General features: G+C 49.2%; 9 protein-coding genes. 1 reads left to right on the top strand and 8 read right to left on the bottom strand.

The window, feature by feature from the left end; translation table 11 throughout:
• Positions 1–9 precede the first annotated feature (9 nt).
• The 5 genes from LI114_RS06610 to LI114_RS06590 all read right to left on the bottom strand — a co-directional run bounded on the left by LI114_RS06610 (position 10) and on the right by LI114_RS06590 (position 5,962).
• Positions 10–1,611 (bottom strand): ABC-F family ATP-binding cassette domain-containing protein, encoded by a 1,602-nt coding sequence (locus LI114_RS06610; RefSeq protein WP_227219993.1) that lies wholly within the window; start codon positions 1,609–1,611, stop codon positions 10–12.
• Positions 1,612–1,776: 165 nt separating this feature from the next.
• Positions 1,777–2,583 carry a zinc ribbon domain-containing protein gene (locus LI114_RS06605; protein WP_227219992.1) on the bottom strand — a complete coding sequence of 269 codons (807 nt, stop codon included), beginning with the start codon at positions 2,581–2,583 and terminating at the stop codon, positions 1,777–1,779.
• 141 nt (positions 2,584–2,724) lie between these two features.
• Positions 2,725–3,150: an acyl-CoA thioesterase gene (locus tag LI114_RS06600; RefSeq protein ID WP_227219991.1), complete on the bottom strand. Its 426-nt coding sequence runs from the start codon at positions 3,148–3,150 to the stop codon at positions 2,725–2,727.
• Positions 3,151–3,179: 29 nt separating this feature from the next.
• Positions 3,180–4,253 carry a type IV pilus twitching motility protein PilT gene (locus LI114_RS06595; protein WP_022128640.1) on the bottom strand — a complete coding sequence of 358 codons (1,074 nt, stop codon included), beginning with the start codon at positions 4,251–4,253 and terminating at the stop codon, positions 3,180–3,182.
• Between the two features lie 26 nt (positions 4,254–4,279).
• On the bottom strand, positions 4,280–5,962 hold the full coding sequence (locus LI114_RS06590) for a GspE/PulE family protein (RefSeq protein ID WP_227219990.1): 1,683 nt from the start codon (positions 5,960–5,962) through the stop codon (positions 4,280–4,282).
• Between the two features lie 180 nt (positions 5,963–6,142).
• On the opposite strand from LI114_RS06590, the gene LI114_RS06585 reads away from it, so the two are divergent.
• Positions 6,143–6,991 (top strand): prepilin peptidase, encoded by an 849-nt coding sequence (locus LI114_RS06585; protein WP_227219989.1) that lies wholly within the window; start codon positions 6,143–6,145, stop codon positions 6,989–6,991.
• A gap of 143 nt (positions 6,992–7,134) precedes the next feature.
• Here the strand turns inward: LI114_RS06585 and LI114_RS06580 are convergent, their stop codons facing one another.
• From LI114_RS06580 to LI114_RS06570, 3 genes are read right to left on the bottom strand one after another with little or no spacing between them, the layout of a single operon-like run.
• Positions 7,135–8,904 (bottom strand): prepilin-type N-terminal cleavage/methylation domain-containing protein, encoded by a 1,770-nt coding sequence (locus LI114_RS06580; RefSeq protein WP_227219988.1) that lies wholly within the window; start codon positions 8,902–8,904, stop codon positions 7,135–7,137.
• 20 nt (positions 8,905–8,924) lie between these two features.
• A complete protein-coding gene (locus LI114_RS06575; protein WP_022128636.1) occupies positions 8,925–9,713 on the bottom strand; it encodes a type II secretion system protein J in 789 nt (262 codons plus the stop codon).
• A 16-nt stretch (positions 9,714–9,729) separates the two neighbouring features.
• Complete coding sequence (locus tag LI114_RS06570) at positions 9,730–12,327, bottom strand: hypothetical protein (protein ID WP_227219987.1); 2,598 nt, start codon at positions 12,325–12,327, stop codon at positions 9,730–9,732.
• Positions 12,328–12,361 lie beyond the last annotated feature (34 nt).

The raw sequence follows: 12,361 nt of genomic DNA, 5'->3' as shown, positions 1-12,361 counted from the left end.
AGCAATAAATTATTCTCTGTTCTTTTTCCAGTCGAGGTACTCCTCGTAAGTGCCCATCTTGTCGATGCAGCCCTCGGGGGTTATCTCGATTATCCTGTTGGCTACCGTCTGCATTATCTCGTGGTCGTGAGTGGTGAAGATAACTACGCCCTTAAAGTCGGCGAGCGCGTTGTTCACCGCGGTTATCGACTCGAGGTCGAGGTGGTTGGTAGGCTGATCGAGCAGCAGTACGTTAGAGCCGAAAAGCATCATGCGCGAGAACATACATCTCACCTTTTCGCCGCCCGAGAGCACGTTTACCTTCTTGTAAATATCGTCGCCCGAGAAGAGCATTTTGCCGAGGAAGCCGCGCAGATATGTTTCGGTGTCCTCGTTGCCCGAATACTGCCTTATCCAATCTACTATCGAAAGGTCACAGTCGTTGAAATATTCCGAATTATCCTTCGGGAAATATGAACGCGAGGTGGATATGCCCCACTTCATGCTGCCCGAGTCAGGCTCGACCTCTTCGGCAAGTATCTTGAAAAGCATTGTTATAGCCTGCTCCGACTCACCTATTATCGCCACCTTATCAGTTCTGCCTAGGGTGAAAGTTATATTATTGAGCAGCGGTGTGCCGTCCTCAGCCGCTTTGCATATGCTGTCGAGCTTTAAAATGTCCTTACCCGGCTCGCGATCGGGGGTGAAGCCGATGTAGGGGTACTTGCGCGACGAGGCGGGCATTTCCTCTACCGTCAGCTTGTCCAGCAGCTTGCGGCGGCTGGTAGCCTGCTTCGACTTCGATTTGTTCGCCGAAAAGCGCGAGATGAAGTCTTGCAGCTCTTTTATCTTCTCCTCAGCCTTTTTGTTCTGCTGCTTTATAAGGCGCTGCATAAGCTGAGATGACTCGTACCAAAATTCGTAGTTGCCGACATACATCTTCACCTTGCCGTAATCGAAATCTACGATATGGGTGCAGACGTTATTGAGAAAGTGGCGGTCGTGCGAAACTACCAGCACCGTGCCGAAATACTCTGCCAAAAATTCCTCCAGCCAGCGGATAGCGTAAATATCGAGGTGGTTTGTAGGCTCGTCGAGAAGTATTATATCGGGGCTGCCGAAAAGCGCCTGCGCCAGCAGTACTTTTACCTTTTCGTTGCCCGAGAGGGCAGACATCTGCGAATAAAGTATATCCTCAGAAAGCCCCAGACCCTGTATCAGCTTTGAAGCCTCAGACTCAGCCTCCCAGCCGTTCAGCTCGGCAAATTCGCCCTCCAGCTCAGCCGCGCGCTCGCCGTCAGCGTCGGAAAAATCTTCCTTAGCGTAAAGCGCGTCCTTTTCCTGCATTATGTCGTAAAGGCGCTGGTTGCCCATTATAACGGTATCCAGCACGGTGTACTCGTCGTAGGCGAAGTGGTCTTGTTTCAGCACGCTCATGCGTGTTTTTTTCGGTATGATGACCTCGCCCTTAGTAGGCTCTAGGTCGCCGCAGAGTATGCGCAGAAATGTAGATTTGCCCGCGCCGTTCGCGCCGATGATCCCGTAGCAGTTTCCGCCCGTGAATTTCAGATCAGCGTCCTTAAAAAGGGTCTGCCCGCCGAATGACATGGTTAGATTGTTTACAGTTATCATTTATACTCTCCTTATTTTTTCGATCATTAAAATATACGTTTTTATTATACCACATACCTCGGTAAAAATCAAGGTTTTGCGGCATAAAAAAGCGGAGATCTTTCCCGCTTTCCGCGCGAAAAGACCTCCGCAGTATGTTCAGTTAAACAGTTAAAAACACAGGTATCAGTTTTCAAGTACCCACTTGCCGTCGATCTTGTAAACGTTCATCCAAGTGTTGTTGGTATCGTCGTCGTCTTTGCCCTTTATGGTGATCTTCAGCTTTACCTTGTAGCCCTTAGAAACGTCAACGCTCTCGTCGTAGTAGTCTTCATACCTGTCTTCTACGTCCTTAAGGTCAGACTTCTTGAGTTCTTTCTTCTTGAGTACCTTTACCTTGTACTTTACGTTGTCGCCGTACTCGTCCTCAGCGTAATCCTTAATATCGTTGAGCTGCTCCTCATAATACTCCTCTATGGAATCATAATCATCGTCATCAGAAACATAATGCTCATCTACATAATCATTGTAAGCATCGGCGAAAGTCTTGGCGTACAGAGAGCCGTCGCACTTGTTCATAGCCTTGAATCTTCTGTCGATGGGCTTCTGCCAGCCGGGGGTGATAGCGCAGCAGAGAATGATTATTACGAGAACGATAGCTACCGCGATGGCCGCCAGACCGATGATGGTGTTCTTGTTCTTTGTCTTGCCAACGTTCTTGATGTCGTTGATAGACATAGCGCCCTTTACGGAATCAAAAGAGACTCCGTCGAAGGTCTGCTTTACGTTCTGACCAGCGGCTGCGCCGAGGCCCTTTGCAGCGTCTGCGAAGTTCTTGGCAGCGCCGTTTACCTGCTGAGCGCCGGGGTGCGGCTGACCGCCTATCTGCTGTGCGCCCTGTGGCTGAGCTGCACTCTGCTTTGCGCCGCAGGTAGTGCAGAAATCAGCGTTATCCGCGAGCTGTGCTCCGCATGATACACAAAATTTTGACATATTATATTCTCCTCCTAATGAGCGTCTGCAAAAAATCCGCAGACTTCTGTCCATAAATGGCATTCAGCCATTACTAATATCATATAACAAAACGGGTGTTTTGTCAAGCGTTTTACTGAAATTTTTCAGTGCCGAAAGCCCTCAGAGCTTCATCTCGCCGTGCTCGCCTATATGCGGCAAAAACTTGGCGTATATCTCGGGGTGCTTTTTCTTCATATTGATTATCCTGCCGTTTTCGAGGAAGCAATGGCGGCTCTGCGCCTCGCAGCATACCTCGCCCGTTTCGGCATTTCGCATGGTGTAGCTAACAAGCATTTTCACGCCGCCGAATTCCTCTAGGCAGGCGTCTATCTCGGCGGTGTCGCCGAAGCGCATCATGTTTTCGTAGCGGCAGTTCACCTCGGTAACGGGGCTGATTATCCCCATCTCCTCCAGCGAAACGAAGGAAGCGCCTATCTTCTCGAGAAATTCCACTCTCGCCTCCTCCATCCAGCGGATGTAGTTTGAGTGGTGCACCACCTGCATTTTATCCGTTTCGTAATACTGCACCTTATGCTTGTATATCATTCTTTATTCCTTTCAAAAGGGGTAATTTTTTACGCCTTAGCCGCAGCGATAAATCTCTTGAGGTCGTTTGCGTTCAGGCACTTTTCAAGCGCAACTTCCATAGTGATCCTTCTGTCGCGCACAAGCTTTGCAAGCTCCTGATCGAGGGTCTGCATTCCGTACTGCTTACCGGTCTGCATAGCCGAGCCGATGAGGTGTACCTTGTCGTCGCGGATCATAGCCTTTATAGAGTCGGTAGCGGCGAGTATCTCGCAGCAGGCTACACGGCTGGTGCCGTCCATAGTGCGGCAGAGGGTCTGGGTGCATATTCCTACCAGTACCGAAGCGAGCTGAGTTCTTATCTGATGCTGCTGGTGCGCAGGGAATACGTCGATGATACGGTCGATGGTAGAAGCCGCGTCGGTGGTATGCAAGGTACTCATAACAAGGTGGCCCGTTTCAGCGGCAGTTACGGCAGCTTCGATAGTTTCGAAGTCACGCATTTCTCCGACGAGTATGATGTCCGGGTCTTCACGAAGGGCAGCTCTCAGCGCCATAGAGAAGCTGGGAACGTCGGGGCCGATCTCACGCTGGTTTACCATACATCTCTTGTGCGCGTGCATATACTCGATAGGGTCTTCTACGGTGATTATGTGCGCCGACTTATGCAGATTTACATGGTCGATCATAGCGGCAAGGGTGGTAGATTTACCGGAACCGGTAGGGCCGGTAACGAGCACGAGTCCGCGGGGACGCATTGCAAATTCAGCAAGTACGGGCGGCAGATCGAGGTCGGTAAGGGTAGGTATATCGTTTCTCAGCAGACGGATAGCGATAGCTGTGTTTCCTCTCTGGCGATATACGTTTACACGGTGACGGAAGCCGCGGGTGGAAACGTATGTAAAGTCAGTGTCGATATGATCTTTTATCGACTGGCGCTGCTTTTCGTTACACATATTGTCGCAGATGCCGCGTATATCTATCTCGGTCATATCGGGGTAGGAAGAAAGCTTTCTGAGGTTGCCGCCCTGACGTACTATCGGGGGGATACCTACGGTAAAGTGCAAGTCAGAGCAGCCGAGGGCTCTGGATTCGTCAAGAATTTTGTTGATGTCAATAGCCATTTTTTAAATACCTCCACTATAATAGATCAAACCGCATAAGTTACGCGGATAAGCTCATCCATTGATGTTTTTCCCTGCTGTACCAGCAGCGATACGTTGTCGCGCAGCAGTTTGCAGCCCTGCTGGCTCGCCAGTTCCTGAATCTCGTCCGCCTTAGCGCCGCGGGTTATAAGCTGCGCCATCTCGGGGGTCGAGAGCAGTATTTCGTGTATAGCTGTTCTGCCGCGGTAGCCTGTGTTATTGCAGTGCGGGCAGCCCACCGGCTCGTAGACCTCTATCGGGCCATCTATGCCCATGAGTTCGTCCTCGTCGGGGCGGCTCATACGCTTTTTCTTGCAGTCGGGGCAGAGCACCTTGGTAAGACGCTGGGCTACTATACCGATAAGGGAAGTAGCCACCATGTATGCCTGTACGCCCATATCTACCAGACGGGTAACGGTGGAAGCCGCGTCGTTGGTATGTATAGTCGAAAGCACAAGGTGTCCCGTGATAGCGGCTCTTATAGCTATCTCGGCAGTTTCAGCGTCACGCATTTCTCCGACCATTATAATATCAGGGTCCTGACGGAGTATAGAGCGGAGGGCAGCGTCGAAGGTCATGCCCGCCTTTTCGTTTATCTGGCACTGATTTATGCCCTCTACCTTCTTTTCGACAGGATCTTCTACGGTGATAACGTTGAGATTAGGCTTAGCTATCTCGCCGAGCGCCGCATAAAGGGTGGTAGATTTACCGGAACCGGTAGGGCCGGTAACCAGTACAACGCCCTGCGGTACTTTAAGGCAGGCAGCGAAACGCTGGTAATTGTACTCGGTCATACCGAGGTCGGTTATCTTTCTTACCGACATATCGCCGGTAGCGAGAATACGGATAACGACCTTTTCGCCGTATACCATCGGCAGGTTAGATACACGAAGGTCGAGGTTTGTGCCGTCTACCACCTGCGACATACGTCCGTCCTGCGGTATACGCTTTTCGGCGATGTTCATGCCCGAAAGTATCTTGAAACGTGTAACGAGGGCAACGTGGAGCGCCGACGAAAGGGTCATAAGCTCGATAAGGTCGCCGTTTACACGGATACGGATCTTGGTAAAATCTCTGAAAGGCTCTATATGTATATCCGTCGCTTCCTTACGGAAGGAGTCGGCGACTATGGTAGAAGCCAGCTTTACGATAGGCGCGTTATCTATACGGTCGTTTGAAGCTTCGTTTGCGAGGTCTTCAAGGCTCTTTTCTTCTTCCTTCTGCTTAGTAGCCTCTTCAACTATCGAGTCGGTCTGACCCGCGGAGTACATTTTACCTATCGCGCGGTTTACAGCACCCTTGGTAGCCATAGAGAAGTTTATAGAGCAGCCTGTAACTACGCGCAGATCCTCCATAGCGTAGAAGTTTGAAGGCTCGGAAGTAGCCACGGTAAGTCTTCTGCCGACCTTATTGAGCGCGATACAGTTATACTTTCTCGCAGTATCCTCAGGTATCCTCTTTACTACGTCGGGAATAAGGACAGCCTTATCGAGGTCTACAAAGGGGATATTGAGTCGCTCAGCGAGCACCTCAGAGAACTGGTTTTCGGTAACGAGCTTCATCTCGAGGATAACATCGCCGAACATCTTACCCTTGCTTTCTTTTTGCTTGGCAAGAACCTGCTGAAGCTGTTCCTCGGTGATAAGACCCTTTTCAATGAGGTGTTGTCCGATAGGAATGTTTTTCATAAATTCTTCTCCTTATCTTCGCGTCGGGATACGCTTTTCGGGCGGTACGCTGCTGCCCTTTTGCCCATCGGCATGACGCGAAAACGCCGTGAACAAAAAAATATATTTTGCTATTGAAATTGTCATAGTTTTGTGTTAAAATAGATTATGTTAAATTATTTTATTTGGGAGGTATAAAAAATGACAGGCGATATGCAATATGACATTTTCATAATCGTCATGTACATCTTTACATTCCTTTTCGGCGCGGCGGTAGGCAGCTTTTTAAATGTATGTATCTACCGTTTGCCAAAGGAAGAGTCGCTGATAAAGCGAAATTCGCACTGCATGACCTGCGGCGCGTACATCAAGCACCGCGACCTGATACCGATAATAAGCTGGTGCCTGCTGAAAGGCAGATGCCGCGCCTGCGGAGCGAAGATCTCGCCGCGCTACACGGTAGTAGAGTCGCTGAACGCAGTCGGCTGGCTGCTTATAAGCCTGCGCTTCGACATTGCGAACAACCCATTCTGGTGCATACTGAACTGTCTGCTTTTCTCGGCGCTCATCGTAATATTCTTTATGGACTGGGACACGCAGCTTATCTCAACAGGCGTGTGCATATTCATCGGCGTGCTTGCCGTACCTGAGTTCATATGGTTCAGAAATTTCACCAACATGGGCATCAAAGACCATCTGCTCGGCGCTCTGATAACCGCCCTGCCGCTGTTTCTGATCTGGCTGATCTCAAAAGGCAAGGCTATGGGCCTCGGCGACGTATATCTAATGCTGGCGGCGGGGCTTTACCTCGGCGTATCGCGCGGGGTAGCGGCGCTTGCCATCGGAATAATCATCGGTGCGATAGCGGGCAGCATACTGAAAAAGACAGGCGGCAGCTCAAAATTCGCGTTTGGCCCATGGCTCGCGATCGGCATACTTATCTCAGCGCTGTACGGCTGGGACATTGTAAATCTCTACATGAACGCTACGGGCTTAGGCGAGCTCATCTACGGCGAGGGCTACATCAGCAAACTGCCGTACAACGTATAAGCCGCGCTTTTAAAAAGCCGAAGCGCATACAAAATTCAAATTTAAAATTCGCTCAAAAAATCCTCCGAACATCAAAACCGTTCGGGGGATTTTTTCAGCACCGAGCTGTTTAGGAAGCTCGGTGGAGAAAGGGTGTTTAATTATTACCACTTGGTCGCTGTGACGCTTACTAATGTAGGTGTTTGACCTTCAAGAGCAGGATTTTCCCAGCCCTTTACCTGTATTGAAATGGTAGCTATTCCGCCATTTCTTCCAACGGTAATGAGCGAACCATCTTTAGAAGTAAACTTTATTCTGTTGGGATTCTGAGAATCATACGTCTGAGTAACATTCCACGGCACATTATTTATAGGACAGTTGTCAGGGAGGTCAATAACTACTTCCCAGTTCTGACAATCTACCAAACCAGTATTCTTTATTGTAAATGAGAAATTGTTGTTTGAAATTGCAGTCACTTCTGTTACCTCAAGCTGAGGTGAGGGAGCAGGTGGAATGTCATCAACACTACCATAGATTGCTCCATTAGTGATCCATATTTCGTTTGAATCACCTAATGAGTTTGCCTCGTAAGAAGCAATATAGGTAACATTATTGCTTTCTGACAGCGTGTACAGATCTATCTTGGTATTTTCAAGAACATAATTTACAACAATATCCTTAGAACCATTGTTGTTGTAATAATCGTAGTTTTCCCAATCGTTGTTATAATGCCTGCCTTCGATAAGGATACCGTCTTTTATCACATCACTGTCTTTAATACGGATACCGTTTGAGATCGAACTAATTCCAGCCACATAATGAATGGTAAGGGTCTTGTTTATAGCAGCTGGCGGAACGTATTCCGCGTTGTGCGACTCCCAGTCATATATCCAGAACTCCTGATCGGGGGTGTTCTTCGCAGAAGTGTAATCTACGCTGAGAACTTCTCTGTTCTGATTGTCTGCCTTGATCTTAAAGGTCGAGCCTTCTTCGAGATATATGGTCTTGGTAAGTATGCCCGTGTTCGGTGCAGATACCTGACCATTAGTGTCAGCAGATCCATCATCGTTGAAAATAGTGATCTTCGAGCTGTCGCTCTTGTTATACCAGTAGAAATTCTTGCCGGAATCGTTGCCGCTCATGAAATGAACGATTATAGAAGCGTTGTTGATCGAAAGATCAATATCCTTCTTGCCCATCTTATCGTAGGTAGCGTTTCCGATGCCTGCGCTAGCGGGGATACCGCCGTTAGAAGCGTTGCCCGTGAGCTTTGCTTCCTTAGGCTCTTCGTAGAATATCCAGATGTTTTTCTTGCTCGCGTCGTAGCCCGAGGTCGAAAGACCGCCTATAACGGTGGTGTTGAGCTGGTCGCGGTTCTGCATATTTACGAGCTGGAATGTTTCGGAATAATTGTAAGGCTTATCTTCGTTTATAACAAAGTTGCTGTAAGTAGCCTTCATCGGGTGTACCAGCGCGCCGAAAGTTATGCTCTCGGACTTCGCTTCGGTGTTTACACCCTCTATCGAGAACTGATAGTCGTTCTCCGCCAGCAGCGAGCTGGATACGCAGTAGGTAGCGTTGCTGAGCGGATTTCCTGTAAGTCCGCTCTTGGCATATCCTCTTGCGCCCTTCTTGCTTACGGGTCTTGTGTCGTTTGAAAGAAGAATGAAATTCTTCATGTTGCCGTGCGAGGGCATTACGCTTGCGTCATCGTTGCTTACTATCATAACGTCTGTCGCGTATCTCAGCTTGCCGTTTACATAGTCAAAAAGCGTGATGGCGTTGTTTTCTTCGTCCGCCTTGTTATCAATATCTACCGCAAGGTTGCTGGTAGGTCTGAGAATCATTACTATCGCTGTGGTGATTATTCCCATCAGCAGCAGTACGACCAGAAGTTCAATCAGCGTAAAACCTTTTTTCAATTTTTTTGACATCTGATTACCTCCTTGATCCATCATGTTGGCGAACCGTATGTTAAGTTGTAAGTGCCGGCTGCCGTACAGGTTATCGTGAGCTGACCATTTGTATTGAGAAAGCCGTTGTTAAGATCCTGCGTAAAGGTCGCACCGTTTGCTTTCAGCGTTACCGAAAGCGCCGAGCTTGCTTCGCTGCCCAGTGTAGGATTGTAGTAGCCGATTATAAATCTGTCCGGCATCAATTCCTCAGTAGCGGGAGCGCCGAGAGCGTCGGCGTCCTTAGCTGCCAGGGTGCGGAAGTAGTGCGGCGACGAATGTCTGTAACCGTTGTCGAACGAGCCTTCAAATATCGTGCCGGAATTTATCGTTATATCAACGTCTACGGTATTGCCCGTGTTGTTTATAACGTAGATCTTGAATTTGCCCTGAGTCTTGTCAGGAACCAGCTTCTGGCTGCCCAGAGGTGTGCTGGAGAATGACTTTATCTGGAAATTGAAATCATCGCCGTCGGTATTAGTCTTTATAGCCTTATACTCGGTAACGTTGTTTACGCTTGCAACTACATCGGTTGTTCCGGATCTTACATAGTTGATAGTCATAGCGTCGAGCGTAGCGCCGTCGTTGAGAACTACGCCTGCGGTGGACTTTTTCTCCATAGCGGTCTGCTGAACGTTCAGCTCGCCGTCGCGGCGCATATTTCTTGCGCTGTATTTCAGAGCCGCCGAGAAAGCCATGCACACTGAAAGGGTGGTAACTGAGAAGTAAGCCATTGCGATGACTACCTCTACCAACGTCATACCGGAGCGGTTTTTCTTAAATATCTTCATTTATTCCACCTCCGATTTAGTGCGAATAATCGTAGTACATGATCTCAATATCGGAAGAAGATCCGTGCTGCTTGTTGATCTCAGATACATAGTCGAGTATCGACTGCTTTGCTGCGGGGATGTTCTTTACAATGCCGACCTTATCGTCGTTCGGGCACTTGTAAGTTCCGCATTTTACCTGTCCGTAGAATCTTGTATGCGAACCCTGGAAAGTTACCAGCGACTTGGTAGCGTACATGATGCCCTGCATCTCAAGGTTGTCACCGAAGGTAACGGATACGCTGCTGGGCACGAGATAGAATATACGGTTGGTGTAGCCTTCTACCGTGGTAGATCCATCACCGTTCACGCCGAGTTCGCAGACGTTTGCGGGAAGCTTCTGACCGAACAGATTGTAGTATTCGTCAAACTTTATTCTGTTGTCAGTACCGCCAGTGATAGCGCTCGTATCGGTTCTGGTCGAGGTGTAGGGGTAGTAGAGAGCCGAGTCAGAGCAGAAATCAATATCCTGACCGTTTGAGTTGTAAACGATGCTCTTGCCGTTTCTGTAAGAATCATCGGTCTTGTTGAAGATGACTTTCTGAGAAGTGAAACTCTTGGAGCTGTTATCGTAGATCGAAATGGCGTCTACCGTTACCTGAGCGGAAGTAGCCGTACCGTTGAAATACAGGCAGTTGAGAACGTTGTTGTCCTGATCCGCGTCGGAGAAGTCGGGGATCGTGTTCTCTTCGTAGTACATGAAGTATACGAACACGCCGTCAGCAGCTTCTGAGCTGTCTATTCTGAAGAAAGGAGTAATGTTGCCCTTATCTATAGGCAGCGCGATAACGATGTCCTCGGTAGTGAGTTTTACAGAATATTTTTTTCTCTCACTTTCAACGTTCATGTTGCCGAAGTCGCTTCCTCTAAGGCGCAGGCTTCCGTTTATCTGAGTAATTCTCTTGCTGCCCGTCTGATATACATTTACGAGGTCAGCTACGGTAGCGCCGTCAGCGCGAACGAATTTCTTGGTATTTACGGTTCTTGTAAGAGCCTCTGCATACTTCTTAGCGATGTTCTTGGAAGCGTCTGCGAGGTCGGTATCGGTTCCGAAGTAAGCGCCGAACATATCGTTTGCGCTCGCCATACCGTACATGCTTTTCAGATTAGATCTCTTGGTGTTGTCAACGCCGCTTGCGGGGTCGTAGCCTGCGTTAGGATAAGCGTTTCTTCCGGTCTTGTCGATGGTAACGTCCTTGCTGCCGCAGCTTATCTGTCTGCTTGCAAGGTTTTCGCCGTCGTAGCCGGGCTGATTGCTGATCGACTGGAATGCGCCGTTGTTGATACCTACGGTAGAAACAACATTGCCGCCGTCGTCGATGAAGAGGATGTTCTTGTTGCAGTGCAGAGTGCCGCTTACCTGAAGCTTGCTGCCGCCGTCAGAACCAACGCGGATGTAAAGGTTTCCCTCTACGAAAAGGTCGCCGTTTACGGTAAAGGTCTGAGCGCCGTTGCAGATCACCATATCACCCGACTGGTAGGTGGCGTTGTTGCCGATGTAGCAGTAAACATTGCCGTTTACAGTGCCCGCGGCTGTCTGTCCGCCGACTGTGTTGTCGTAGCCGCCCATCATAGCGGAGTAGTCGGGGTTGGTAGAGCCTGCAAGGTTCTGGGGAAGAGTTCCCACATACAGACCGTGGGTATACATATCTATCGGCTTGCTGCTGTCGCCTATGGTAAGGGCGTTCGGCATACCCAGCCAGATCTTCTTGTCAGCCTTGATGTAACCATCTCTGTTTGAAAGATTGGAAGCGTCGTAGCCTGCGTCGTCGCTGTTCTTGCCGTTCACGTCGGTCTTGCCGATAGCGGTGCTGATAGTAGTCTGGTTGTAGAAGAACATATAACCCTCAGTGGTGATGGTCATAGCCTGCTTAAAGAAGTTTCCTGCCTTAGCAGCGTTACTCTTGTTAGGCTCGTAGTTGAGCGAACCGGACTTGTTGATTACGTCAGAGAAGCTTGTGCCCGAATTGAAGTACAGATTGTACTCGGAGTAGATGTGGCTTGTGAAAGCCGCGTTGTTACAGCCGAGGGTGATGTAATTCATATCGGCGGCGCCTGTTTTTTTCTCGAGGCAGATGTCGCCGTCGATAGGCGAAGCCACGCCGTCTGAGAAGTTTGCGCCCTCAGAAGCCTCAAGCGCGTTAGAAGGGATATTCGGGGTCTCCTTTACGCTGTCGAATACGACAGATGCGCTCTGGGTCTGAGTTGAGAATGTGCACTCGGAAATTACCTTAAAGCCGTTAGTTCCGTTTTTCTTAACGTGAAGGGTAACTGTTCCGTAGGTGCTGTTGAAGTCTGTGTCTGCGGGCATTTTAACGTCGATGGCTGTGCCGTCGCCGCTGGTCGCCAGTGCTTTAAGTGCGTCATAGTTGTTGTTGTAGCTTTGAATAAATTCCGTAAGCGCGGCCTCGGCAGTTATCTTGGCCTGCGTGCGCTGAACATTTCGGCTCGAAGCTTTGGTCGTCGCTTTTACAACGCCCAATGCAATGGTCGCAAGAGTGATGCAGATCATGGACATACATACTACTGCCAGAATGACCGAACCATCTTGATTTCTCTTGATCTTCTTTTCCATCTTCGATTCTTAACCACCTTTCCAAAGTATCAGT

This window comes from Ruminococcus sp. 210702-SL.1.03 (assembly GCF_020559915.1).
Lineage (GTDB): Bacteria > Bacillota > Clostridia > Oscillospirales > Ruminococcaceae > YE71.
This window is presented reverse-complemented; position numbering and strand designations above follow the sequence as displayed.